The organism is Sphingobium sp. FG58 (assembly GCF_057809055.1).
This window is the reverse complement of record NZ_JBMDJF010000001.1, coordinates 224,222-248,528: the sequence shown is the minus strand read 5'-3', so window position 1 is coordinate 248,528 and position 24,307 is coordinate 224,222. Positions and strand designations below refer to the sequence as shown.

The following is a 24,307-nucleotide window of genomic DNA, read 5'->3' as shown; positions in this document are numbered from 1 at the left end:
TAAGAAGCGGCCCCGCAACGGGCCGCTTTTTTGCGTTGCGCGCCGAGTAATGCGTGTTCCCGCGCAGGCGGGAACCCAGATCGGCGGTGGAACTGGGTTCCCGCCTGCGCGGGAACACGCTGCGGATGTTATTGACCTTCAAGAAACCCGAATTTCAACAATAACGTCCGCTGGAAAAACTCGTGATTATCGTCGGACACGACCCAGATGATCGTCCGTCCGCCTTCCCGGCTCACTGCCAGCCCCTCGAAATTATCGGCCAGTAGCGGCGGGGCGAGGCGGGCGAGGGTGCGGGCCTTCAGTTCCATGCCCGGCTCCAGCCGTTCAGGCAGATCGACGATGGCGATCGTGGCGGTGAACAATTCCTGCAAGGTCAGGCGGCGGTTGAGGACCAGCAGATGGCGTGCATCGAGCGCCACCGCATCGGTCGGGCGATAGCCCTGCGGCGGGCTGTAGCGCAGATGGATCGGGTCGGCGGTATCGCGCTCGGCGGGATCTCCCGGAAACAGCAGCATGTCATGCCGACCGTCGGGCGTCATCCCCATCTCGCCAATCGCCATGAAGCGGCCATCGGGCAGGCGGGCGAGCGATTCGATCGATCCGGTCGGGGGCCATGCCATGATCTGTGGCCAGGTCCGGCACGCCTCCACCCGCGCGAAGCCCGGCGCATAGCGGCAGATCGCCTGTTGCAACTCAAACCCCACCCAATAGCGGTCGCTCACCGGATCATGCGTCAGCGATTCTGAATCCCATGCCCACCAGGGACGATCGCGGTCCTGCGGCCGGATGGGCAGGGGGGCGATGAAAGGGCGGCGGCGTGCCTCTCCGGGCCCGACATGCAACCCCATCAATATGCCGGAATCGCTCAGCGCCAGCACATCGCCCGGCGGTGATACGAGGAGTGCCGATATGCCGCCAAAGCCCGGATTGGCGCTGCGCAATTCCCACCCGCCCAGATAATCGAGCGCGCCCACCCGCCGCAGCGCTGGATCGCTCGTACTGAGCGGCAGTGCGCGTACGGCGACCAGCAAGGCGCCGGGCTCCACCGTAGCGGGCTTGCTGTTGTGCGGGGCTGGCAGCAGCAGGATGGCAAGCGCCAGGACGATCAGGATTCGCGTCATTCCCTTCGCCATAGGATAATATCAGGCGGGACGCAGCAGGGCTGTGCTGGGCCGTTGTCAGCTTAACAACGGCTGTCAGCCCCATTCAGGGTCGGCTCAAGGCGAATCACCCATAAGACGTTCATCACTGGCGAAACCCGTCCCTGGGAAGCGCCGACGAAAAGACGAATTTTGGAAGGAGCAACGCCATGAAGATGAAGTTTCTGATCAATATGGGAGCCGCTCTGGCGATGGGCGCTGCTTCCCTGGCCGTGACGGCAACCCCGGCCATGGCCCGTGACGGCTATTATCGCGGTTATGACCGTGGCGATTATTATGGCGACCGTGGCTATCGCGGATATCGCGGTGACCGTGGTTATCGCGGCGACGGCGGCTATTATCGCGGCAATGACCGCTATTACCGCAGCAACGCCTATCGCGGCGGTTATCGCGGTGGTTATCGTTGCCGGGACAATGGCACGGGTGGCACCATCATCGGCGCGATTGCCGGTGGCCTGCTGGGCAATGAAGTCGGCAAGGGTTCGGGCCGCTATGGCCGTCGCGGTGACGGCACGACCGGGGCGATCATCGGGGCTGGCGTAGGCGCTCTGGCCGGTCGGGCGATTGATCGCAACTGCTAATCCCGTGCAAGTGAGACTGCGTGTTCCCGCGAAGGCGGGGACCCAGTTGCAGAAGTAAAAACGAAAAGGCCGTCTCATCCGAGGCGGCCTTTTTGCGTCAGGGCTTGGGTTCAGGCTGCGGCACAACCCTGCCACGATCGGCACCCGCTGCCGCGCTGGCAGCGGGATTGAGGCCCGCGTCGCCGCTCTGCGCTGCGCCGGTGCGCGCGTCGAGCATCGCCGCAGCATCATTGAGCGCGCTGGCTTCACTGGCGCTGACCCCGCCGACACCATCGGGCGATCCCGAACCGCAGGCGGTCAGTGGTAGCAGTGCAGCGGCGATGAAGATGGTGCGGATCATCGGTCGGTCCCCAATGGAAAAGGGGCCGCCCCGTTCCCGGCGCGACCCCTTTCCGAATTCTAAAAGTCCGTCTGGACTTACATCGCGTTCGCGACGTTGTTGGTCGCGTTCGACGCAGCGTTCGCGGCGTTGTCGGCAGCGTTCAGCGCGGCGTTCATGGCGTTGTCGGCAGCGTTCGACGCGTTCTCAGCCGAGTTGGCGGCATTGTTGGCGGCGTTTTCCGCGCCACCCGAACAGGCGGCCAGGCCGAGCGAAGCGGCGAGAACGAGCGAAAGAGCGATAGACTTGGTCATGGGCAGAAACCCCTCTCTGAGAATAAAAACGGTGCAGACCACTCTCGGAGAAAAGCTCACCCCCCATTGCGCCTGCGCGTTGATTCGTAATGCTTTGGTTGATGCAAGGCAATCCCATTCCTGCAATCCGGGCGGGAAACGGGTGCGCTTTTGTTCGCAGTTGCGGAAAATCTGCGACCATTGACGTATATAAAGATTTCTTTATATGATGCAGCCATGCACACCGCACTCGATATTTTCCGGGCACTTGGCGACCCGACGCGGCTGCGGATCATCCACCTGTTGCGGGCGATGGAGCTGGCCGTGGGGGAGATCGCGCAGGTCGTGGGGCAAAGCCAGCCGCGCGTGTCGCGCCATGTCCGCATCCTGGCGGAAGCGGGCCTTGTAGAGCGGCGCAAGGAAGGCAATTGGGTCTTTCTGCGGCTGGGCAAGGGCGGCGATGTCGCGCCGTTCCAGTCCTTGTTTGACCGCCTGACCCCGTCGGATAGCGAAACATTATGGCAGGCGGCTGATCTGGCGCGGCTGGCGGCGGTGCGGGCGGACCGGGCGCGGGCGGCGGAGGACTATTTTGCCGACCATGCCGAGGAATGGGACGCAATCCGCTCGCTCCATGTGGCGGAAGCGGATGTCGAGGCGGCGATGACCGCGCTGCTGGGGCGCGAACCGATCGGCCATCTGCTCGACATCGGCACCGGCACCGGGCGGATGATCGAATTGTTTGGCGGCGCGGCGCAGGCTGTAACGGCGATCGACCGCAGCCCGGACATGCTGCGGCTGGCACGGGCCAAGCTGCCCGCCGATGCGGGCGACAAATATGCGCTGCTGCTGGGCGATTTTGGGGCTTTGCCGCTGGAGCCGGGCAGCGTCGATACCGTCCTGTTGCATCAGGTGCTGCATTATGCGCAGGTGCCGGAACAGGTGATCGGCGAGGCGGCCCGCGTCACGGCGATCGACGGCCGGGTGCTGATCGCGGATTTCGCGCCGCATGAGCGGGAAGAATTGCGCGTGCGCGATCAACATGCGCGGCTTGGCTTTTCCGATGAACAGATGGAAGGCTGGTTCGCAGCAGCGGGCCTGCAACTGGAACGGGTGGACACTTTGCCTGGCCATGAATTGACGGTGCAACTGTGGCTGGGGCGACGCAAGCAAGCGCCTGTCCAGCAGCAAGAAGGACGGATTTCCGCATGACTTTGAACGATCCCGTCGCCCCGCTCTATGCGGACCTTGCGGGCGACTGCCATGTCAGCTTTGAATTTTTCCCGCCCAAGACGGAGAAGATGGAAGCCCAGCTCTGGTCGGCGATCGAGACGCTCACGCCGCTCCAACCCAAATTCGTGTCCGTCACCTATGGCGCGGGCGGTTCGACCCGCGAGCGCACGCATAATACGGTCGCCCGGATCGCGCGGGAAACCCCGCTGGCGGCTGCGGCGCATCTGACTTGCGTGGGGGCGAGCAAGACGGAAATCGCCGAAATCGCCGACGCCTATTGGGATGCAGGCGTGCGTCATATCGTCGCGCTACGTGGTGACCCGCCGGAAGTCGGCGGCACATTCGAGCCGCACCCGGACGGGTATAAGGGTGCTGCCGAACTGGTCGAAGGGCTGATGCAGCGTCATCCGTTCGAAATTTCGGTGTCCGCCTATCCCGAAGTCCATCCCGAAGCGGCCAGCGCGCAGAGCGATCTGGATAATCTCAAGCGCAAGCTGGACGCCGGGGCGACCCGCGCCATCACGCAATTCTTCTTTACCCCCGACGCCTATTTCCGCTTCCTCGACAAGACATTGGCGGCGGGCATCACGGCGGACATTGTGCCGGGCATCATGCCGGTCAGCAATTTCGCCGCGACGCAGCGGATGGCGGCAATGTGCAATACGCAGGTGCCCAGCTGGATGGGCCGCCTGTTTGAAGGGCTGGACGATCATCCCGCCTCGCGCCAGCTCGTGTCGGCGACGATCGCGGCGGAATTGTGCCGCAGCCTCTATGGCGGCGGCGTGCGCGACTTTCATTTCTATACGCTCAACCGCGCGGAATTGAGCTTTGCGATCTGCCATTTGCTGGGCTTGCGGGCGACGGTGGTCGCTGAGCAAGCCGCATGATCTACATCCACCCCCTGTTCGTCCTGAGTAGCCATTGAGCGAAGTCGAAATGGCGTATCGAAGGATGCTTCGATATGAGGCTTCGACAAGCTCAGCCTCTACTCAGCACGAACCGATTTTATTGGCGGGAAGAATAAAGTGAACGCTGAACAGACATTACGCGCGCTGGCCGCCGAAAAAATCCTGATCTTCGACGGTGGCTATGGCACGTCGATCCAGAAGCATGGCCTGACCGAGGCGGATTATCGCGGCACCCTCGACCTGCCCAGGGACCAGAAGGGCAATAACGACCTGCTCTGCCTGACCCGCCCCGACATCGTGGAAGGCATCCACAGCGCCTATCTGGAAGCGGGCGCGGACATGATCGAGACCAATACGTTCAGCTCGACCAAGATCGCCATGGCCGATTATGGCTGCGAACATCTGGTGTGGGACATCAATATCGCAGCGGCCAAGCTGGCCCGCAGCGCGTGCGAGAAGGCGACGGCAAAGGACGGCAAGCCCCGTTTCGTCTGCGGCTCGATCGGCCCGACCAATAAGACGCTCAGCATTTCCCCCGACGTCAATGACCCCGCCTTTCGCGAGGTCGATTATGATACGCTCAAAGCCGACTATCGCGAGCAATGCGAGGCGCTGATCGCAGGCGGGGTCGATTTCCTGTTGGTCGAAACCTGCTTCGATACGCTGAACGCCAAGGCAGCGGGCATGGCCGCGCGCGAGGCGGAGGAGGCGGCGGGCCGCTCCGTGCCGCTGATGCTCAGCTTCACCATCACCGACATGTCGGGCCGGAATCTCTCGGGCCACACGATCAACGCCTTCTGGTATTCGCTGCGCCATCTAAAGCCGCTCACCATTGGCGTGAACTGCGCGTTCGGCGCGGATTTGCTGCGGCCCTATCTGGCCGAGCTGTCCAAAAATGCCGATACGCTGATCCTGGCCTATCCCAATGCGGGCCTGCCCAATGAGCTGGGCCAATATGACGAACTGCCCGCCACCACCGCGCGGCTGATCCGCGAATGGGTGGATGAAGGGCTGGTCAACATGGTCGGCGGCTGCTGCGGCACGACGCCTGCCCATATCGGCGCGGTGGCGAAGGCGCTGGACGGGCATAAGCCGCGTGTCGTGCCGGAATTGCCGGTCGTGACCAGGCTCGCGGGCCTCGAACCGATGCATATCGCCGCCTGACCTGAAAAGCCCTCTCCCCTTCAGGGGAGAGGGTTGGGAGAGGGGGCTGTACGCGACCTCACCCAGTATCCCCTCTCCCCGGCCCTCTCCCCTGAAGGGGAGAGGGAGAAGAAGGCTGACATGACCACCAAATCCACCGCCACCTTCGTCAATATCGGTGAACGCACCAACGTCACCGGATCGGCCAAGTTCAAGAAGCTGATCATGGCGGGCGATTACGCCACCGCCATCGACATCGCGCGGGAGCAGGTGGAGAATGGCGCGCAGATCGTCGACGTCAACATGGACGAGGGGCTGCTCGACGCGGTCGAGGCGATGACCACCTTCCTGAAACTCATGACGTCGGAACCGGACATCAGCCGAGTCCCCGTGATGATCGACAGCTCCAAATGGGACGTCATCGAGGCGGGTCTCAAATGCGTGTCCGGCAAGCCGATCGTCAATTCGATCAGCATGAAGGAGGGCGAGGAGGCCTTCCTGTTCCACGCCCGCAAATGCATGGCCTATGGCGCCGCCGCCGTCATCATGGCCTTCGACGAAACCGGGCAGGCGGACACCAAGGAGCGCAAGGTCGAAATCTGCGAGCGCGCCTACAAGCTACTGATGACCATCGGCTTCCCGCCGGAGGACATCATCTTCGACCCCAATATCTTCGCGGTCGCGACGGGGATCGAGGAGCATAATAATTACGGCGTCGACTTCATCGAGGCGTGCAAGGAGATCAAGGCGCGCTGCCCGCACGTCCATATCTCCGGCGGCCTGTCGAACCTCAGCTTCTCCTTCCGCGGCAATGAGCCCGTCCGCCGGGCGATGCACAGCGTGTTCCTTTACCACGCCATCCCCGCAGGCCTCGACATGGCGATCGTCAATGCCGGCCAACTCGACGTTTATGACACGATCGACCCCGAACTGCGCACCGCGTGCGAGGATGTCGTCCTCAACCGCGATCCCGAAGCGGGCGACCGCCTGGTCACGCTGGCGGAAAAATATCGTGGTACGGACGCAGTGGCGGACAAGGCCGCCGAAGCCTGGCGCAGCTGGCCGGTCGCCAAGCGGCTGGAACATGCGCTGGTCAAGGGCATCGACATGTATGTCGTCGATGATACGGAGGAAGCCCGCCTGACCGCCGACAAGCCGATCCATGTGATCGAAGGCCCGCTGATGGACGGCATGAACGTCGTCGGCGACCTGTTCGGCGCGGGCAAGATGTTCCTGCCCCAGGTCGTCAAATCCGCCCGCGTTATGAAGAAAGCAGTCGCGCACCTGCTGCCCTTTATCGAGGCTGCCAAGGAACCGGGCGCCAAGGGCAAGGGCAAGATCATCATGGCCACGGTCAAGGGCGACGTCCATGACATTGGCAAGAATATCGTCGGCGTCGTCCTCCAGTGCAACGGTTTTGAAGTCGTCGACATGGGCGTCATGGTCCCCTGGCATGACATCATCAAGGCCGCGAACGATCATGACGCCGACATGATCGGCCTGTCGGGCCTCATCACCCCCTCGCTCGACGAGATGGTGACGGTCGCCACCGAAATGCAGCGCGCGGGCATGACCATGCCCGTGCTGATCGGCGGCGCGACCACCTCCAAGGTGCATACCGCGCTGCGCATCGACCCTGCTTATGCCGGCCCGGTCATCCATGTGCTGGACGCTAGCCGCGCGGTCGGCGTCGCCACCGCGCTCGTCTCCGAAACGCAGCGCGACGATTTCGTCCAGAAAACCAAGGATGATTATGAGCATGTCCGTGTCGCCCGCGCGAACAAGGGACAGAGCGCGCTCGTGCCGCTGGAGGACGCCCGCGCCAATGGGTTCGAGATTGACGAGAGCCTGAAAGCCCCGCGCCCGCGCCTGCCCGGCGTCCATCGCTTCCCCGACTGGGATCTGAAGGACCTGATCCAATATATCGACTGGACGCCTTTCTTCCGCGCCTGGGAACTGGCGGGCAATTATCCCGCCATCCTGACCGATCCGGTGGTGGGCGAAAGCGCCTCCAGCCTGTTTGCCGATGCGCAGGCGATGCTGGACAAGATCGTCACCGAAAAATGGCTGGTCGCGCGCGGGGTCGCGGGCCTGTGGCCCTGCCGCCGCGAAGGCGACGACATCATCGTCCATGTCGAGGATGAAAAGCACTATACCCTGCCGATGCTGCGCCAGCAGATCCAGAAGCGCGAAGGCCGCGCCAATATGTGCCTTGCCGACTTTATCAGCCATGATGGCGACTGGATGGGCGGCTTTGCCGTCGGGATGCACGGCATCGAACCGCATCTGGCCCGGTTCAAGGCCGCGATCGATGACTATTCGGACATACTTCTGAAAGCACTGGCCGACCGCCTCGCCGAAGCCTTCGCCGAACGCCTCCACCACTATGTCCGCACCGCGCTGTGGGGCTATGCGGAGGGCGAACAGCTGACCAACGAAGCCCTGATCAAGGAACAATATCGCGGCATCCGCCCGGCCCCCGGCTACCCAGCCTGCCCCGAACATAGCCTCAAGACGATCCTGTTTGAGATGCTGGATGCCCACCATGCTACCGGCATTACGCTGACCGAAAGCTTCGCCATGCTGCCCACCGCCGCCGTCAGCGGCTTCTATTTCGGCCACCCCCAGGCCGAATATTTCGGCGTGGCGCGGGTCGGCCGCGACCAGCTGGAAGAATATGCGGTGCGGCGGGGGATCGATATCGACACGGCGGAACGGTATCTAAGGCCGAATTTGGATTGAGGCCCCTCTTACTCTCCTCCTTTTCAAGGGAGGGAGGGGCGAGAGCACGTGCCTCTGCCAAGGGTGGGTAGTGAACGCAGCGAGCTAACAACGCCAGCGCTTAACAATCCGTCACCCCGGACTTGATCCGGGGTCCCGCTTTTCTTGTGCGAGGAAGCAGAAGAAAGCGGGATGCCGGATAAGGCCCGGATTACTCCGGCATTGGGCTTGCGGAATCGCAAACACCTGTTGATAGTTTCATTGTTGGGGCGATCACGGTGACGAAAATCCTGATGGTGATATGCAGTAACGGCATTTGCGTAATATCTGGCTGCTGCGAATTGCAAGAGTTGGTATGTTAGGCAGCATTTGTGAGCGCATTACAGTCAGGTCAAATTAGCTATGACGATTAAGCTACCTACGGCTGTTGAAGCAGACCTTGTGCTAAAAATCGCTGAAGGACTGCAAATCAATCCGATTAAGAATTCTTATATAGCGTTTAGCGATTTTAAATGGGTTGGAGAATTATCGGGGATTTTGCCATCGGATGCCCGCGAGAAGATTGATCGGTTCGTTGGAGAAACCGGTCTAATTCGCTTTATCGCGACTGAGATCAAAAATGAAATGGATCGCACTGATCCACGACCAAAAATCATCACAGGTCAACCGATATCTCAGTTACCATTTGTAGCCAATCCTGTCTCTTTTGCGCGACGTCTAATTGCTAAACTTAAATCTCTACCTATCAGACATAGACTTACCGCAGCGCTACCCGGACCGTTCTCCCATTTTTTAGGAAATGAAATCCCGGATAGCATATCGCTGCCCTCCGGTATTACAATTTCAAAAGGTTATGCATTACCCGCACCCATGCCAGTGCATTCGGAACATGCAGCCGTTGATACTGGCTTGTTCCACGACTGGTTCGTCGGCGAGGATGTTGATCGGACGATCCAGGCCGATCGATTATACTTTTCGATGCCGATGCTAGGATACGTCGTGCATACTTCCTCAAGCGTGATGGGGAGGCAATTTGAGGATAATATTAGAGCATTCTTCGGGGCTGCTATGGCGTTGAATGTGATGACGTACGGGTCAGGTGGAGAAACCTCAAAGTTGCCTTACCTCATGGTTCATGATGAGGAAACCCGCGAGATTCTCACGACGGAATCGCTTGAAGAGGATCTACTCGATCGCCAATATTATTGCTCGTCTGAAGCATTCGCTAAGCGTAGAAGTAGAGACATGAATGTCGCTTACATCGCTGCCATCAATAAAATAGAAACTATATTTAACGATGATTTAGACTGCCGGCGCTTATTTTCTGCTTGTATATGGTTCTATCGAGCGCGAGTAAATCGTCGCCCCCTCGATGCACTCTTACAAGCCACGATTGCGATCGAAGTTATGCTCGGCGACCGAAAGGCAGCAGAAGGAATTGGGCTAACCAATCTTCTGGCGAGCCGCTGTGCTTATCTCTTGGGCAAGTCCTCCGCTCATAGAGCGGAGATCGGGGAAAAATTTCGTCGTGTGTACGAACTTCGATCTCAGATAGTACATGAGGGAAGGCATGTTCTAAAAGCTGTTGATCGCACTACGGTTCAGATCGCGAATGCTCTTTGTGCGGAGATCATCAGCCGCGAACTTGGCATTCGAGCCATGCCCGACGACAGCCAAGGGTGATTAGAGGTAGGTCGATTCCAATGTGCTCATTCATCCCCAAATCTCTCTTCTAAAATGGGAAATCCTCTGGTCTATTCTCATAGATGGATCAGCACCCCATCCGCCCGCGCCCGCTGGACGCCGGAGAGGCTGCGCCTCTTGCTCGCCACCGACAATGTCACGCAGGCAGCGCGCGCTGCGGGCATGCCGCGAGCCAACGCGCATCGGTTGCAGCGGCGGCTGGCTGGGACGCCCTTCGACCGAACGTGGGTCCAGGCACTGGCGCTCCATTTGCAATGGCTGGCCGATCCCATCATCCGAAGTCCGGGCCATACACCACCACCCAAAAAGGGCGCCCGGTTGCCCGGACGCCCTTCTTCGTGTCGTAAGGAAAGGGGATGCCTTACGCTTTATAGACCTTGTCGACCGCCGCGCGGAATTTGGCCATGTCGTCGGCGGAGCCGACGGTGACGCGGGAGACGGTGGGCCAGATGGCCCAGCTGCGGCCGATCTGCACCTTTTCCGGCGCGGCCAGCAGCGCGGCCTGCATTTCCTTGGCGGGCTTTTTCCAGTTCACCATGAACATATTGGCCTGGCTGCCGGGGTGGACCTCGATGCCCTTCTTGGTGAGCCAGGCGATGGTTTCCTCGCGATTGGCGATCATCTCGTTCCGGCGCGCCTTGATGAGGGCGGCTTCGGTATAGACGGCATTGCCGCAATGCATCGCGGTGATCGCAAGGCCCCCGGCCGCCGGGCCGAACAGCATGATGCGCTTCTGCACTTCGGGATCGGCGAAGGTGAGGCCGAGGCGCACGCCAGCCATGCCGAACAGTTTGGAGAAGGTCCGCATGACGATGATGTCCTTGCGGGTGCCGATCAGCGTCGCGGCGCTGGGGGCTTCGGAGAAGTGGAGATAGGCTTCGTCCACCAGCAGCATGGAATCGGCGGGCTTGTTGTCGAGCAGCCACTGGATGTCGGCCAGCGGCGTGATCGTGCCGGTCGGGTTGTTGGGCGAACAGATATAATAGAGGCCCGCATTGGGGTTGGCTGCCAGCATCGCCTTCACGTCATGGCCCTTGCCGATGGCCTGGGGCGCTTTGGCGATGGGGGCTTTCATATAATCGGCGGTGCGCCAGGCGGACTCGAAGGTCGGATCGGCGGTCACCAGACCCTTGGTCGGCGAGCAATAGGCCGCGACGATGCTGACCAGCGGGCCGCCCGAACCGGGCCAGGGCATGACATGGCTTTCGGGAATACCCTCGACCGTGGCGACAGTCTTGACCAGGTCGCCGCGATAATTGTCGGGATCATACCAGTTGCCAAAGGATGCGGCTTCGGCAGCGGCGGCGACGCCGGACGGGAAGGGGCCGGTCCAGCATTCGTTCGCGCCGATGCGCACAGCGCCCTTGATGCCGCGCCCGGCCTGCTGCTGCGCCATCGCAGCATTGCCCAGCAACGTGCTGGCAGCAACGCCAGCGCCCAGCAGCGCGGCCACTTCGGCCAGCTGGCGGCGGGAATAGCCGCGTTCGATCAGATCGTCTCTGGCATCCTTGTCTAGCATCATGGTCATGTCGTCTGTCCCTTTGTCCAGCCATCCGGGCGTTCGTTCCGGGGGTTCATGGGGATAAACGAAGCGGCGGCGCATTGCCGCAAGCCCCCGCCGCCAGAGTTTGGAAATTTTATGGTGGTGAAGGGTGGGTTGACGTTACGCTTTCCACACCTTGTCGATGGCGGCGCAGAACGCGTCCATTTCCGCCGCCGACCCCACCGACACGCGCGACACGTTGGGCCAGATCGGCCAGCTGCGGCCAATCTGCACATTTTCCGCCAGCAGCGCGTCGGCCATGGGCTTGGCGGGCTTGCCCCAATCGATCATGAACATATTGGCGTGGCTGCCGGGGATGACCTTGATCTTCTTCCTGGTCAGGAAGGCGATGGCCTTGTCGCGATTGGCGTTCATCTCCGCGCGGCGCGCCTTGATCAGGTCCGCCTGCGCGACCGATACCGTGCCGCAGGCGACGGCGGTCATCGGCAACATGCCGGTCACCTGCCCGCCATCATAACGCATCATCTTTTCCATCAGCGCGGGCGCGGCGAAGGTCAGCCCCAGCCGCATCCCAGCCATGCCAAACAGCTTGGAGAAGGTGCGGAGCACGATCACGTCATCGCGGGTCGCGGCCATGCTGGCGGCGGTGCCGGTCTCGGTCCAGTGGATATAGGCTTCATCCACCACCAGGATCGCGTCCTTGGGCTTGTTGTCGGCCAGCCACTGGATGTCGGCGATCGGCGTCACCGTGCCGGTCGGGTTGTTGGGCGAACAGACATAATAAAGCCCGGCATTGGGATCAGCCGCCAGCATCGCCTTGACGTCATGGGCATAATCCTTCGTCAGCGGCACTTTGGTCACTTTCGCGCCCAGCCAGTCGCCGGTCCGCCAGATCGCTTCATAGGTCGGGTTGGCCGTCACGATGCCCCGCGTCGGCGAGGCGAAGGCGATCGCGACGCGGCTCAGCGGATCGGACGATCCGGGCCAGGCGACGATACGGTCGGCAGGAACGCCCTCGACCGCGGCTACGGCATCAAACAGCTTCTGATGCTCATTGTCGGGCTCATACCGATTGCCCTCGGTCACCAGCTTGAACGCGGCTTCGGCAGCGACCGGGAACGGGCCGGTCCAGCATTCATTCGCGCCGATTCGGACAGCGCCAGCGACCGGCTTGGCCGCCTGCTGCGCGACAGCGCTTGTCGCGCGGATCGCCGCTGCGCCAGCGCCCAGCAGCGCGGTCGCCTTGGCCAGTTGCCGCCGCGAATAACCCCGGTCCAGAAGATCGCGTTCAAACGCCGTTTCACCTGATGTCGCCATGGTCCCATTCTCCCTGAAAGCCGATTTTACATTCTTAGACGATTGTACAGAATGTTTCCGCCATGCAAATGACCTCTGCTTAACTATCGCGCTGCATGAATCGCCTTGGAAAGCAGGCCGCCGATCTGATAGCGCTGACGCCATGCCCAGCACACCCGCCGCCGCCGCCCGCCAGATCCTCACCCGCCTTCAGGAAGTGATGGCGTCGCGCACCAGCGCGCAGGCCAAATTGAACAAGGTGGTGGAGATTATCGGCCAGTCGCTGTCGAGCGAGGTCTGCTCCATCTATCTGGTGCGCGAGGGCGTGCTGGAACTGTTCGCGACGCGCGGCCTGAAGCAGGAGGCGGTCCATGTCACCCGCATGGCGATGGGGGAGGGGCTGGTCGGCCTGATCGCAACCAATGTCGAAACGCTGAACCTGGACGAGGCCGCGTCGCACCCCGACTATAGCTATCGCCCCGAAACCGGCGAGGAACTGTTCCACAGCTTTGCCGGCGTGCCGATCGTGCGGCGCGAAAGGGCGATCGGCGTGTTGTGCGTGCAACATGCCGAACCGCGCAAATATGAGGAAGTGGAGATAGAGGCGCTCCAGACCGTTGCGATGGTGATGGCGGAACTGATCGCCAATGCTGAACTGGCCGATGACGGTCCCAGCGACCAGCGCGTCACCGACACTGGCACCACTATGCTGCACGGGCTGCAACTGGTGATGGGCATGGCGCGCGGCCATGCGGTGTTCCACCAGCCGCGCGTCCATATCGAACATACGGTCGCGGAGGATACCGAGGCCGAGCGGCAGCGGGTCATTTCCGCCTTCGCCAAGATGCGCGAACAGATTGACCGGATGACCGGCGCGGCCGAGTTCGGCATGGAGGGTGAGCATCAGGAGGTTTTGGAAACCTACAAGATGTTCGCCTATGACGAAGGCTGGACCCGCCGGATCAACGAAGCGATCGACAGCGGCCTGACTGCCGAAGCGGCCATAGAACGGGTGCAGCAACGCACCCGGATGCGGATGCGGCAGATTGACGATCCGCTGCTGTCCGACCGGATGCATGATCTGGAGGATCTGGCCAACCGGCTGCTGCGGATCGTGTCGGGGCAGCTGGGTACGGCGGCGCAGATGGGGCTGCGGCAGGACGCGATCCTGATCGCGCGCAACCTGGGGCCGGCCGAACTGCTGGAATATGATCGCCGCCGGTTGAAGGGCGTGATCCTGGAGGAAGGATCGCTGACCGCCCATGTCACCATCGTCGCGCGCGCCATGGGCGTGCCGGTGCTGGGCCGGGTGCGGGACATCCGCCATCTGGTCAATGAGGGCGACCTCATCCAGATGGACGTCAACGCCAATGCGCTGCTGATCCGCCCGACCGCCGACATGGAGGAGGCGTTCGACAATAAGCTGCATGTGACGCAAAAGCGCCGCGCCGAATTTGTCGCGATGCGCGATCTGCCATCGGTCACCGCCGACGGCCAGCGGGTGGAGCTGATGGTCAATGCGGGTCTGCGCGAGGATGCGCAGGCGCTCGACATGGTGGGCGCGGACGGCATCGGCCTGTTCCGCACGGAATTCCAGTTTCTGGTGTCTGCCACCCTGCCGCAGCGCGAAAAGCAGCAGCGGCTCTACAAGGATGTGCTGGACGCGGCGGGCGACCGCCCAGTCATCTTCCGCACCGTCGATATCGGCGGCGACAAGGCGCTGCCCTATATGCAGCGTGAAGATGAGGAGCTGGAGGATAATCCGGCGATGGGCTGGCGCGCGCTGCGGCTGGCGCTCGACCGCGACGGGCTGATGAAGGCGCAGGCGCGCGCCCTGCTGGAGGCGGCGGCGGGCAAGGTGCTGCATGTCATGTTCCCGATGGTGTCGGAACCCTGGGAATATGAGGAGGCGCGCGCGCTGGTCGAACATCAGCGTGAATGGTTGCAGGAGCGCAGGAAGAAGCTGCCGATCGCGGTCAAATATGGCGCGATGCTGGAGGTGCCTGCGCTGGCCGAGGTTCTGGACATATTGCTGCCCCGGCTCGATTTCCTGTCGATCGGCACCAATGACCTGACCCAGTTCCTGTTTGCGGCCGACCGCGCCCATCCGCGCCTGGCCGAACGCTATGACTGGCTGAGTATCGCGATCCTGCGTTTCCTCGATCGGGTGGTGCGCACCTGCAAGGATTATCAGGTGCCGGTCGGCGTCTGCGGCGAAATGGGCGGGCGCACGCTCGAAGCCATGGCGCTGGTTGGCCTGGGGATTCGCCGCCTGTCGATCACCCCGGCCTCGGTCGGGCCGGTCAAGGCGATGATCCGCGCGATCGATGCGGAGGAGTTGCAGGCGCTGATGCGCGAATTGCTGGACGGCGGCGCGCGCGACATCCGGGCGCGGCTGACGCAATGGGCGGTTGAACGGAACATCGAACTGGGGTGAGGTGAGCCGTGCAGGGTTGACGCGGCGTTGACAATCCCCGTCGCTCAATGAGACAAGGCTGACCATAAAGGTCGCGGAGCAGCATGGCAGACGAAACAGAATTGGACACCGGTGCGGACCGCGCACCGGAAATGCAGCCCGACACCCCCGGCGCGAAATTGCGTGCCGCGCGGGAGGCGTTGGGCCTGTCGCTGGCGGAGGTCGCCACCCGCACGCGCATCGCGCTGCGGCAGCTCGAAGCGGTCGAGCGTGATGATTATGCCGCCCTGCCGGGCATCCCCTATGCCGTCGGTTTCGCGCGCGCCTATGCCCGCGCGGTCGATCTGGACGAGGTAGCGATTGCTGCCGAAGTGCGCCAGGCGGTGCATAGCAGCGACATGGGCGCCAATCGCTACGAAGCGTTCGAGCCGGTCGATCCCGCCCGCGTGCCGTCGCGCATGCTGGCCTGGACCGCGGCCATCATCGTCCTTGTCCTGATCGCCGGTTATACGCTCTGGCGCTCGCAATCGCTGACGCCGCCGACCGGCGAGGAAATCGCCCAGGAACAGGCAAAGGTCACAGCCCCAGCCGCCGCCAGCGCTGCGCGGGTCGCGCCAGCCGCACAGCCGGTCGTCTTTACCGCCATCGACGACGTCTGGCTGCGTATCTATGATGAGGCGGGCGAACGGCTGAAGGACGGCTTGCTGAAGAAAGGCGAGGCTTTCACCCTGCCAGCGGGCGCGCGCAACCCGATGATCCTGACCGGGCGGCCGCAATCGCTGAGCGTCACTGTCGGGGGCAAGGTCGTGGCGCCACTGGGCGCGCCGGATCGGACGATCGCCGATGTGCCGGTCAGCGCCGAAGCGCTGCTGGCGCGCGACACTGCCGCTGCTGCGCCCGCCGCCGATGCATCCTCTGCAACGCCGTCGTCCCGTCCCGCGCAGCGCCGGGCGACCCCGCGCCAAACCACCTCTCCGTCGGCTGGTGACGTGGCACCCGCCGCAGCGCCTGCATCTGCTCCGTCCGCACCGGCACCGGCGGCATCTGGCGATCCCACGGGCGGCTGAACGTCGGTTCCGGACGCGGGCGTGGCTAAACGTCACGCTTTACCGCGCGAAATAACGCCTTATGGTTAAGGCGATAGAGTTAGTCGGGGAATATCATGCGTCACGCCTTTTTCGCGACCTCCTGCCTGGCATGGAGCGCGCCACTGCTGCTGGCGATCGCGCCGTCCGCCATCGCGCAAACCGCGCCGGTCGAGGTGCGGGTCGACCGGCTGGAAAAGGAAATGAAGGCGGTCCAGCGCAAGGTGTTCCCGGCAGGCGCGCCTATCGAAGCGCAGATTGTCCGCCCCGCTGCCCCGACGCTCGCGCCGGGATCGCCATCCTCTTCGCCCATATCGGACCTGACCGCGCGCGTCGGCGCACTGGAATCGCAGCTGGCGTCAATCACTGGCCAGGTCGAGGAAAACAGCTTCAAGCTCAAGCAGCTGGAAGATGCCTTCAACAAATATAAGGCGGAAATCGAAGGCCGCCTGCTCCAGCCTGAAACCCCGCCAGCGGTGAAGCCGACGGCGGCCGCGCCCGTGACGGCCGATCCCGCACCGGTTGCGGCCAAGCCAGCGACACCCAAGCCTGCGCCTGCACCGGCAACCCCGGTCGTGAGCGAAGCCCGCAAGACGGCCGTCGCCGCAATCGAGCGGCCCGATACGGGCGACGCGCCGATGGACGCATACAGCTATGGCTATCGCCTGTGGGATGCGAAATATTATCCCGAAGCGCAGGCGCAGCTGAAAGCCACGGTCGACAAATATGGCACGTCGCCGGTCGCCAGCCGCGCGCAGAATCTGCTGGGCCGCGCCTATCTGGACGAGGGCAAGCCTGCTCTGGCCTCGGTCGCTTTCTATGAAAATTACCAGAAGCGCCCGCGCGGCGACCGCGCGCCCGACAGCCTCGCCTATCTGGGCGAAGCGCTGATCCAGCTCAAAAAGCCTGCCGACGCCTGCAAAGTCTATGCAGAGCTGGAGCAGGTCTATGGGACGAGCCTGTCCGCCAGCCTGCGCGGCATGATGGACAAGGGCCGCACCAGGGCGAAGTGCAGCTGACGAGTGACCGCGCTGGCCTGCAAGCCCGGCTGATCGCGGCGACACAGGCGCTGGTGGGCGATGACCCGGCGGCGCGCTTCGGGGTCGCAGTGTCGGGCGGGCCGGACAGCATGGCGCTGCTCCATCTGGCCGCCCGTGCCTTTGCCGGGCGGGTGGCGGCAGTGACGATCGATCATGGCCTGCGTCCCGCCTCCGCCGACGAAGCGGCCATGGTCGCGCACTGGTGCGCGGGGCAGGGGATTGCTCACCATGTCGCGACGCCCGATACGCCGCCCGCTGGCAACATTCAGGCCTGGGCGCGGACGCACCGTTATGCGCTGATCGAACAATGGCGGCTGGCGCAGGGCATCGACTGGATCATGACGGCCCATCATGCCGACGATCAGCTGGAAACATTGCTGATGCGGCTCAACCGGGGGTCGGGGGTTGGCGGTCTGGCCGGGGTGCGCGGGCGGTCCGGCACCGTCATCCGCCCGCTGCTGGGCGTGCGCAAGGCGGCGTTGCAGCAATTGGTGGACGATGAAGCGCTGCCGCATGTCCATGACCCCTCCAATGCCGACCCGCGGTTCGACCGGGCGGCATTACGCGCGGTTTTGGCGGGGGCGGACTGGCTGAACCCGGAAGCCGCAGCCCGCAGCGCGGCGGCGCTGGCGGAGGCGGAGGCTGCGCTGGACTGGAGCGTTGCTGAATTGGCTGAGCGTCATGTCGATCGCGACGGCACGCAGTGGCGGCTGGATCGCACCGACCTGCCGCGCGAATATCTGCGCCGTCTGATCCTCCATATGCTGCACGCCGCTGCGCCCGATGTAGCCATCCCGCGGGGCGATGCGCTGGATCGCGCGATCGGCGCGGCGCAGGCAGGGGGGCAAGCGAATCTGGGGGATTGGCTGCTGCGGGGTGGGTCGGTCTGGACGTTACGCTCCGCGCCGCCGCGCGCCGATTCCCAAAAAGTTCCGCAACCCGACGCATGAACCCAACGGCCTGCCGTTTTTGTGCGCCGCAACAGTCTTTCCTTAACGCCGCCCATGCGTCATTCTGCGCGGAAATGAGCGGAGATTTGCAGCGATGGTGGAATTTGCGGCCCTGACCTACGGCCTGTTGGCCAGTGTCATTCTTTCGGCAGCGCAACGTAACCATAAGCTGGCCCGCCCACACCCGCCGCTGCTGCTCTATCTGGGCTATCTCCTCTGCGGCCTTTCGGCGGGCCTGGCGCTGGGGTTGGCCTATCTCGTCATTGTCCAACTCACCGTCGGTTAATCCTTGCCATATAGGGTCAGGCCCAAGCTTGCGCTTTGCCCAACGCGCCCTATCTTGGCCGGTGAAAGAGAGTGATGATGAACGACGAGAAAGACCCGCAGGGCAATCCCTGGATCAAGAGCGCGATGATTTGGGCAGGGGTGATTGTCGCCCTGTTGCTGTTCGTGTCCATGTTCGACAGCCGTTCCGCCTCCACCGCCGGGACCGGCATTGCCTATTCCGAATTCCGCTCGAAAGTGCAGGAAGGGCAGGTCAAGGACGTCGCCATCGCGCCCAACAAGATTTCGGGTACGCTGGCCAGCGGCCAGAAGTTCAACACCATTCCTGTCAGCGATCCGGGGCTCACGACCCTGCTGGACGACAATGGAGTCAAATATTCGGGCCAGGCCGAAGAGCAGCCCAGCTTCTGGATGATCCTCATCTACCAGTCGCTCCCCTTCCTGCTGATCCTTGGCATAGCCTTTTTTGTGCTGCGCCAGATGCAGAAGGGCGGCGGCGCGGGCGGCGCGATGGGCTTTGGCAAGTCGAAGGCCAAACTGCTGACCGAAAAGCATGGCAAGGTCACCTTCGATGACGTCGCCGGCATCGACGAGGCACGTGAGGAATTGCAGGAGATCGTCGAGTTCCTCAAGAACCCGACCAAATTCGCTCGTCTGGGTGGCAAGATCCCCAAGGGCGCGCTGCTGGTCGGTTCGCCCGGCACCGGCAAGACGCTGCTGGCCCGCGCGATCGCAGGCGAGGCAGGCGTGCCTTTCTTCACCATCTCCGGCTCCGATTTCGTCGAAATGTTCGTGGGCGTCGGCGCCAGCCGCGTGCGCGACATGTTCGAGCAGGCGAAGAAGAACGCGCCCTGCATCGTGTTCATCGATGAAATCGACGCGGTCGGCCGCCATCGTGGCGCTGGCCTGGGCAACGGCAATGACGAGCGCGAACAGACGCTGAACCAGTTGCTGGTCGAAATGGACGGGTTTGAAGCCAATGAAGGCATCATCATCGTCGCGGCCACCAACCGTCCCGACGTGCTGGACCCTGCGCTGCTGCGTCCGGGCCGCTTCGACCGTCAGGTTGTCGTGCCGCGTCCCGATATTGAAGGTCGCGAGAAAATCCTGGCCGTCCATATGAAGAAGGTGCCGCTGGCTCCTGACGTCGAACCCCGGACTATCGCACGCGGCACGCCCGGTTTCTCCGGCGCGGACCTCGCCAATCTGGTCAACGAAGCGGCGTTGATGGCGGCGCGTCGCGGCAAGCGGCTGGTCGCGATGGACGAGTTTGAAGCGGCCAAGGACAAGGTAATGATGGGCGCGGAACGCCGCTCCATGGTCATGACCGACGATGAAAAGAAGATGACCGCCTATCATGAGGCGGGCCATGCCATCGTCTCGGTCCATGAAGCCGCGTCCGACCCGATCCACAAGGCGACGATCATCCCGCGCGGTCGTGCTCTGGGCATGGTCATGCGCCTGCCCGAGCGGGACAGCTACAGCTATCATCGCGACAAGATGCACGCGAACATGGCGGTCGCCATGGGTGGCCGCGTCGCCGAAGAGATTATCTTCGGCTATGACAAGGTGTCGAGCGGCGCTTCGGGTGACATTCAATATGCTACCAAGCTGGCGCGCGACATGGTCACGCAATGGGGCATGTCCGACAAGCTGGGTCCGCTGCAATATGAAGAGCAGCAGGGCGAAACCTTCCTCGGCTATTCGCAGAGCGCGCGCGTCCATATGTCGGACGAGACCGCCAAGCTGATCGACAAGGAAATTCGCGGGCTGGTGGAGCAGGGCTATAACCGGGCCAAGGAATTGCTGACCGGTCATGAGGACCAGCTGCACCTGCTGGCCAACGCCATGCTGGAATATGAAACGTTGAGCGGCGACGAGATCAAGGCGCTGCTGGAAAAGGGTGAGATCACCCGCGACGATGGCACGACGATCAAGCCGTCGGTCATTCCGGCAGCCGGTTCCTCCATCCCCCGCGCGGGCAAGCGCAAGGGACCGTTCGGCAACCCGTCGCCCGCCGGAGCCTGATCCGCCAAGACATCGAGAGGGCGCGCGACCGCAAGGTTGCGCGCCCTTTTTCATGACCCTGCCACCAGCGCAATAAAATGCCCCAAAGGGACTGGCCGTCCGCGCCCATAGTGGTTACATGGGCCGCCACAAATCCCCCGGAACCGACCAGAGGTTCCGCATCAGAAAGTGGCATTTTCCATGGATATCCGCCTTGGCCTCACCTTTGACGACGTGCTGTTGCAGCCCGGCGAATCCGACGTGCTGCCCAGTCAGGCGGACACGTCGACCTACGTCACGCGCGAGATCAAGCTGAACATTCCGATCCTGTCGTCGGCGATGGACACGGTGACGGAAGCCGACATGGCGATCGTCATGGCGCAGCTGGGCGGGATTGGCGTGCTGCACCGGAACATGACGGTGGAGGAACAGGCCGACGCGGTGCGGGCGGTCAAGCGGTTCGAAAGCGGCATGGTCGTCAACCCCATCACCATCCTGCCCACCGCGACGCTGGCCGACGCGCAGATGCTGATGAAGAAGCATCGGATCAGCGGTATTCCGGTGGTGGAAGAATCGGGCAAGCTGGTCGGCATATTGACCCACCGCGACACCCGCTTTGCGGAAAACCCAGCGCAACCGGTCAGCGAGCTGATGACCAGCGAAAATCTGGCGGTTGTGCCTGCTGGCGTCAGCCAGGATGAGGCGAAGCGGTTGCTGCACCAGCGCCGGATCGAAAAGCTGCTGGTGGTGGACGATGCCTATCGCTGCGTCGGCCTGATCACCGTCAAGGACATGGAAAAGGCGGTCACCTATCCGCAGGCAACCAAGGACGGCACCGGGCGCCTGCGCGTCGCGGCGGCGACCACGGTGGGCGACAAGGGGCTGGAGCGCAGCGAGGCGCTGATCGACGCGGAATGCGACCTGATCGTCATCGACACCGCCCATGGCCACAGCAAACAGGTTTCCGCTGCGGTCGAAGCGGTCAAGCGTCTGTCCAACCATGTCCAGGTGGTCGCGGGCAATGTCGCCACCGCCGAAGCGACCCGCGCGCTGATCGGCGCGGGCGCGGATTGCGTGAAGGTCGGCATCGGGCCGGGATCGATCTGCACCACCCGCGTTGTGGCAGGCGTGGGCGTGCCGCAGCTGACCGCGATCATGGATTCCGCCGAAGCCGCCGCCAAGCTGGGTGTGCCGGTGATTGCCGACGGTGGCCTGCGCACGAGCGGCGACGTGGCCAAGGCGCTGGCGGCGGGCGCAGGCTGCGTCATGGTCGGATCGCTGCTGGCAGGCACCGCCGAAGCGCCCGGCGAAACCTTCCTCTATCAGGGCCGCGCCTATAAAAGCTATCGCGGCATGGGCAGCGTCGGCGCGATGGCACGCGGCAGCGCCGACCGCTATTTCCAGGCGGACATCAAGGACCAGATGAAGCTGGTCCCCGAAGGCATTGAGGGCCAGGTGCCGTTCAAGGGACCGGCGAAGGATGTCATCCACCAGCTGGTCGGCGGCGTGAAGGCCGCGATGGGCTATACCGGCAGTCGCACCATCCCCGACCTGCAGGAGCGCGCCCGCTTCGTCCAGATCACCAATGCCGGGCTGTCCGAAAGCCATGTCCATGACGTCACCATCACGCGGGAAGCCCCCAATTATCCGACGCGCTGAGTCCTCCCCGGTACGGGGAGGGGGACCGCTGGCGAAGCCAGTGGTGGAGGGGGGACGCCGTTGGGCGCTACCTCTCCTGTCGTTGCGCTTCCCTCCCGCCCCCTCCACCAGCCTTCGGCCGGTCGCCCTCCCCGTGCCGGGGAGGATATGACCCCAGCCGCCCGCCTTCAGGCTGCGATCGAACTGCTCGACGCCATCATCGCGTCGGCGCGGGACGGTGGGCCTGCAGCTGACACGCTGATCGCGCGCTATTTCAAGGAGCGGCGCTATGCCGGGTCGCGTGACCGGCGGGCGGTGCGTGACCATGTCTATGACGCGATCCGCCGCGCGGGCGAGCGGCCCGATACCGGGCGCGAAGCGATGATCGGGCTGGCGCAGGAGCGGCCGGATCTAGCCGCGCTGTTCGACGGGTCGGCCCATGCGCCGGTGCCGATCGAGCCGGGCGAGGTCGGGGCAAGCGCCGGGGCGGTGCCAGCCTGGCTTGCGCCGCTGCTGGCTGCCCCCGTCGAGCAGGACGCCCTGCTGGGCCGCGCGCCAGTCGATCTGCGGGTCAATCGGCTGAAGGCCACGCCTGCCGCCGTCGCGCCGCACCTGCCCGATGCTCAGCCGATCGCCGGATTGCCAGATGGCCTGCGCCTGCCCGAAGGCTTCCCGGTCGAACAGGCCGATCCGTGGAAACAGGGGCTGGTCGAGGTGCAGGATGGCGGCAGCCAGATGATCGCGCTGGCCTGCGCCGTAGCGCCAGGCATGACCGTGGTCGATATGTGCGCCGGGGCGGGCGGCAAGACGCTGGCGCTGGCCGCCGCGATGGCGGGGCAGGGGACGCTGATTGCTGCCGACACGATCCGCGCGCGACTGGCGCGGCTCAGCCCGCGGGCCGAGCGGGCGGGCGCGACCTTCATCGAAACGCTGCTGATCGATCAGGGGCATGAGGGGCGGGGGCTGGACAGCCTGAAGGCGGAGGCCGATGTCGTGCTGGTCGATGCGCCCTGTTCAGGCACCGGCACCTGGCGGCGCAACCCGGAGGCGCGCTGGCGGTTGACGCAGGCGCGGCTGGGCCGGCTGGTCGCGGAACAGGCGCGTATCCTGGATTTTGCCGCGCCCTTGCTGGCCCCCGGCGGGGCGCTGGTCTATGCTACCTGTGCGCTGACGGATCAGGAGGGACGCGATCAGGTGGACGGCTTTCTGACCCGGCATGACGGATGGACAGCGGAAGTGCTGGATATGCCGCTGGGCCGCGCCCATGGCGCAGGCTGGCTGCTGACGCCGGGCCATGATGGCACCGACGGTTTCTTCTTTGCGCGGCTGCGCCGGTCGGCATGAAAGCGGCGGCGTGAAACAGGCCATGGACAAGCGCCCGCAAAATGGCGACACTTGGACCAAATCAATGCCTGAAACATGGCTGGAGACACTCATGCGTTTTACCCCCGCCTCGATCGCGCTCGCCGTCGTCCTGACCACCGTGTCCAGCGTCGGCCTGACCCAGCGTCCCGATGCGCAGATCGAGCCGCGTTCGATCGAATGGCAGAAAGCCGGTGCCGCGGCCTTTGCCGCGGGCAATCTGAACGGTGCGACCGATGCGCTGGAAAGCGCACTGGCGGTCGATCCGCGCAACCGGGCTGCCTATGTCGATCTGGCCCAGGTCGCCCGCGCACAGGGGCTGCAAGGCAAGGCGATCCGTCTCTACAAGGAAGCATTGCTGCTTGACCCGACCGACTTGACTGCGCTGGCGGGGCAGGGCGAAGCGATGGTGGAGAAGGGCGCGCTGGCGAAGGCCAAGGAGGTGCTGGCCAAGGCGCAGAGTCTGTGCAAGGCCGACTGTGCGCCCGTTGGCAAGCTGGCCGCCGCGATCCAGAAAGGGCCGCCCGCCGTGGCGCTGACCGCCAAGGATGCCGTCCCGACCGCGCCCAAGACGGTGCCGACCGAGACGCCGTAAATAGGATTTGCGGCGCTTAACTTCGCATATTTCCCGGTAAATGCGACATTTTGTTATCGGAATGCGATAG

20 protein-coding genes are annotated in these 24,307 nt (G+C 63.5%); 15 read left to right on the top strand and 5 right to left on the bottom strand.

Annotated elements, in window-relative coordinates:
* Window positions 1-128 precede the first annotated feature (128 nt).
* Window positions 129-1,121, bottom strand: coding sequence for an esterase-like activity of phytase family protein (locus ACODR8_RS01270; RefSeq protein WP_489005625.1), 993 nt, complete (start codon window positions 1,119-1,121; stop codon window positions 129-131).
* 188 nt (window positions 1,122-1,309) lie between these two features.
* Here ACODR8_RS01270 and ACODR8_RS01265 point away from each other — a divergent pair, with 188 nt between their 5' ends.
* Window positions 1,310-1,741 (top strand): hypothetical protein, encoded by a 432-nt coding sequence (locus ACODR8_RS01265; RefSeq protein WP_489005624.1) that lies wholly within the window; start codon window positions 1,310-1,312, stop codon window positions 1,739-1,741.
* 97 nt (window positions 1,742-1,838) lie between these two features.
* On the opposite strand, the gene ACODR8_RS01260 is transcribed toward ACODR8_RS01265, so the two are convergent.
* Window positions 1,839-2,081, bottom strand: coding sequence for a hypothetical protein (locus ACODR8_RS01260; protein ID WP_489005623.1), 243 nt, complete (start codon window positions 2,079-2,081; stop codon window positions 1,839-1,841).
* A 77-nt stretch (window positions 2,082-2,158) separates the two neighbouring features.
* A complete protein-coding gene (locus tag ACODR8_RS01255) occupies window positions 2,159-2,374 on the bottom strand; it encodes a circumsporozoite protein (protein WP_119747887.1) in 216 nt (71 codons plus the stop codon).
* Between the two features lie 216 nt (window positions 2,375-2,590).
* Between ACODR8_RS01255 and ACODR8_RS01250 the strand changes: the two genes are divergently transcribed.
* The 5 genes from ACODR8_RS01250 (at window position 2,591) to ACODR8_RS01230 (ending at window position 10,038) form a co-directional block, all read left to right on the top strand.
* A complete protein-coding gene (locus ACODR8_RS01250) occupies window positions 2,591-3,562 on the top strand; it encodes an ArsR/SmtB family transcription factor (protein WP_489005622.1) in 972 nt (323 codons plus the stop codon).
* Complete coding sequence (gene metF / locus ACODR8_RS01245; RefSeq protein ID WP_489005621.1) at window positions 3,559-4,470, top strand: methylenetetrahydrofolate reductase; 912 nt, start codon at window positions 3,559-3,561, stop codon at window positions 4,468-4,470. Before ACODR8_RS01250 ends, metF begins: the two co-directional genes overlap by 4 nt.
* A gap of 138 nt (window positions 4,471-4,608) precedes the next feature.
* Complete coding sequence (locus tag ACODR8_RS01240) at window positions 4,609-5,655, top strand: homocysteine S-methyltransferase family protein (protein WP_489005620.1); 1,047 nt, start codon at window positions 4,609-4,611, stop codon at window positions 5,653-5,655.
* A gap of 120 nt (window positions 5,656-5,775) precedes the next feature.
* The gene (gene metH / locus ACODR8_RS01235; protein WP_489005619.1) at window positions 5,776-8,376 is read left to right on the top strand and encodes a methionine synthase; all 2,601 of its coding nucleotides are present in this window, start codon (window positions 5,776-5,778) and stop codon (window positions 8,374-8,376) included.
* Window positions 8,377-8,757: 381 nt separating this feature from the next.
* Window positions 8,758-10,038, top strand: coding sequence for a hypothetical protein (locus tag ACODR8_RS01230; protein ID WP_489005618.1), 1,281 nt, complete (start codon window positions 8,758-8,760; stop codon window positions 10,036-10,038).
* A gap of 382 nt (window positions 10,039-10,420) precedes the next feature.
* Here ACODR8_RS01230 and ACODR8_RS01225 read toward each other — a convergent pair whose 3' ends face one another.
* Together ACODR8_RS01225 and ACODR8_RS01220 are read right to left on the bottom strand one after the other, a co-directional pair.
* Window positions 10,421-11,587 (bottom strand): pyridoxal phosphate-dependent aminotransferase, encoded by a 1,167-nt coding sequence (locus ACODR8_RS01225; protein WP_489005617.1) that lies wholly within the window; start codon window positions 11,585-11,587, stop codon window positions 10,421-10,423.
* Window positions 11,588-11,722: 135 nt separating this feature from the next.
* A complete protein-coding gene (locus tag ACODR8_RS01220; protein ID WP_489005616.1) occupies window positions 11,723-12,880 on the bottom strand; it encodes a pyridoxal phosphate-dependent aminotransferase in 1,158 nt (385 codons plus the stop codon).
* A 142-nt stretch (window positions 12,881-13,022) separates the two neighbouring features.
* Here ACODR8_RS01220 and ptsP point away from each other — a divergent pair, with 142 nt between their 5' ends.
* From ptsP to ACODR8_RS01175, 9 genes are all read left to right on the top strand, one after another.
* On the top strand, window positions 13,023-15,296 hold the full coding sequence (gene ptsP, locus ACODR8_RS01215; protein WP_489005615.1) for a phosphoenolpyruvate--protein phosphotransferase: 2,274 nt from the start codon (window positions 13,023-13,025) through the stop codon (window positions 15,294-15,296).
* An 83-nt stretch (window positions 15,297-15,379) separates the two neighbouring features.
* Window positions 15,380-16,342 (top strand): helix-turn-helix domain-containing protein, encoded by a 963-nt coding sequence (locus ACODR8_RS01210; protein WP_489005614.1) that lies wholly within the window; start codon window positions 15,380-15,382, stop codon window positions 16,340-16,342.
* 95 nt (window positions 16,343-16,437) lie between these two features.
* Window positions 16,438-17,379 carry a hypothetical protein gene (locus ACODR8_RS01205; RefSeq protein ID WP_489005613.1) on the top strand — a complete coding sequence of 314 codons (942 nt, stop codon included), beginning with the start codon at window positions 16,438-16,440 and terminating at the stop codon, window positions 17,377-17,379.
* Entirely contained in the window at window positions 17,370-18,350 is a 981-nt protein-coding gene (tilS, locus tag ACODR8_RS01200; protein ID WP_489005612.1) for a tRNA lysidine(34) synthetase TilS, read from the top strand. The genes ACODR8_RS01205 and tilS overlap by 10 nt, the downstream gene beginning before the upstream one ends.
* 94 nt (window positions 18,351-18,444) lie before the next feature.
* A complete protein-coding gene (locus ACODR8_RS01195; RefSeq protein WP_489005611.1) occupies window positions 18,445-18,636 on the top strand; it encodes a hypothetical protein in 192 nt (63 codons plus the stop codon).
* Between the two features lie 77 nt (window positions 18,637-18,713).
* Complete coding sequence (ftsH, locus tag ACODR8_RS01190) at window positions 18,714-20,663, top strand: ATP-dependent zinc metalloprotease FtsH (RefSeq protein ID WP_119747404.1); 1,950 nt, start codon at window positions 18,714-18,716, stop codon at window positions 20,661-20,663.
* A 180-nt stretch (window positions 20,664-20,843) separates the two neighbouring features.
* Window positions 20,844-22,301: an IMP dehydrogenase gene (gene guaB / locus ACODR8_RS01185; RefSeq protein WP_489005610.1), complete on the top strand. Its 1,458-nt coding sequence runs from the start codon at window positions 20,844-20,846 to the stop codon at window positions 22,299-22,301.
* Between the two features lie 147 nt (window positions 22,302-22,448).
* Window positions 22,449-23,624 (top strand): RsmB/NOP family class I SAM-dependent RNA methyltransferase, encoded by a 1,176-nt coding sequence (locus ACODR8_RS01180; RefSeq protein ID WP_489005609.1) that lies wholly within the window; start codon window positions 22,449-22,451, stop codon window positions 23,622-23,624.
* A 91-nt stretch (window positions 23,625-23,715) separates the two neighbouring features.
* Window positions 23,716-24,237 carry a tetratricopeptide repeat protein gene (locus tag ACODR8_RS01175; protein ID WP_489005827.1) on the top strand — a complete coding sequence of 174 codons (522 nt, stop codon included), beginning with the start codon at window positions 23,716-23,718 and terminating at the stop codon, window positions 24,235-24,237.
* Window positions 24,238-24,307 lie beyond the last annotated feature (70 nt).

Bases quoted from the DNA above. Each gene is read 5' to 3' on its own strand.
- ACODR8_RS01270 (WP_489005625.1), bottom strand. From the start codon at position 1,121: ATGACGCGAATCCTGATCGTCCTGGCGCTTGCCATCCTGCTGCTGCCA.
- ACODR8_RS01265 (WP_489005624.1), top strand. From the start codon at position 1,310: ATGAAGATGAAGTTTCTGATCAATATGGGAGCCGCTCTGGCGATGGGC.
- ACODR8_RS01260 (WP_489005623.1), bottom strand. From the start codon at position 2,081: ATGATCCGCACCATCTTCATCGCCGCTGCACTGCTACCACTGACCGCC.
- ACODR8_RS01255 (WP_119747887.1), bottom strand. From the start codon at position 2,374: ATGACCAAGTCTATCGCTCTTTCGCTCGTTCTCGCCGCTTCGCTCGGC.
- ACODR8_RS01250 (WP_489005622.1), top strand. From the start codon at position 2,591: ATGCACACCGCACTCGATATTTTCCGGGCACTTGGCGACCCGACGCGG.
- metF (WP_489005621.1), top strand. From the start codon at position 3,559: ATGACTTTGAACGATCCCGTCGCCCCGCTCTATGCGGACCTTGCGGGC.
- metH (WP_489005619.1), top strand. From the start codon at position 5,776: ATGACCACCAAATCCACCGCCACCTTCGTCAATATCGGTGAACGCACC.
- ACODR8_RS01230 (WP_489005618.1), top strand. From the start codon at position 8,758: ATGACGATTAAGCTACCTACGGCTGTTGAAGCAGACCTTGTGCTAAAA.
- ACODR8_RS01225 (WP_489005617.1), bottom strand. From the start codon at position 11,587: ATGACCATGATGCTAGACAAGGATGCCAGAGACGATCTGATCGAACGC.
- ACODR8_RS01220 (WP_489005616.1), bottom strand. From the start codon at position 12,880: ATGGCGACATCAGGTGAAACGGCGTTTGAACGCGATCTTCTGGACCGG.
- ptsP (WP_489005615.1), top strand. From the start codon at position 13,023: ATGCCCAGCACACCCGCCGCCGCCGCCCGCCAGATCCTCACCCGCCTT.
- ACODR8_RS01210 (WP_489005614.1), top strand. From the start codon at position 15,380: ATGGCAGACGAAACAGAATTGGACACCGGTGCGGACCGCGCACCGGAA.
- ACODR8_RS01205 (WP_489005613.1), top strand. From the start codon at position 16,438: ATGCGTCACGCCTTTTTCGCGACCTCCTGCCTGGCATGGAGCGCGCCA.
- ACODR8_RS01195 (WP_489005611.1), top strand. From the start codon at position 18,445: ATGGTGGAATTTGCGGCCCTGACCTACGGCCTGTTGGCCAGTGTCATT.
- ftsH (WP_119747404.1), top strand. From the start codon at position 18,714: ATGAACGACGAGAAAGACCCGCAGGGCAATCCCTGGATCAAGAGCGCG.
- guaB (WP_489005610.1), top strand. From the start codon at position 20,844: ATGGATATCCGCCTTGGCCTCACCTTTGACGACGTGCTGTTGCAGCCC.
- ACODR8_RS01180 (WP_489005609.1), top strand. From the start codon at position 22,449: ATGACCCCAGCCGCCCGCCTTCAGGCTGCGATCGAACTGCTCGACGCC.
- ACODR8_RS01175 (WP_489005827.1), top strand. From the start codon at position 23,716: ATGCGTTTTACCCCCGCCTCGATCGCGCTCGCCGTCGTCCTGACCACC.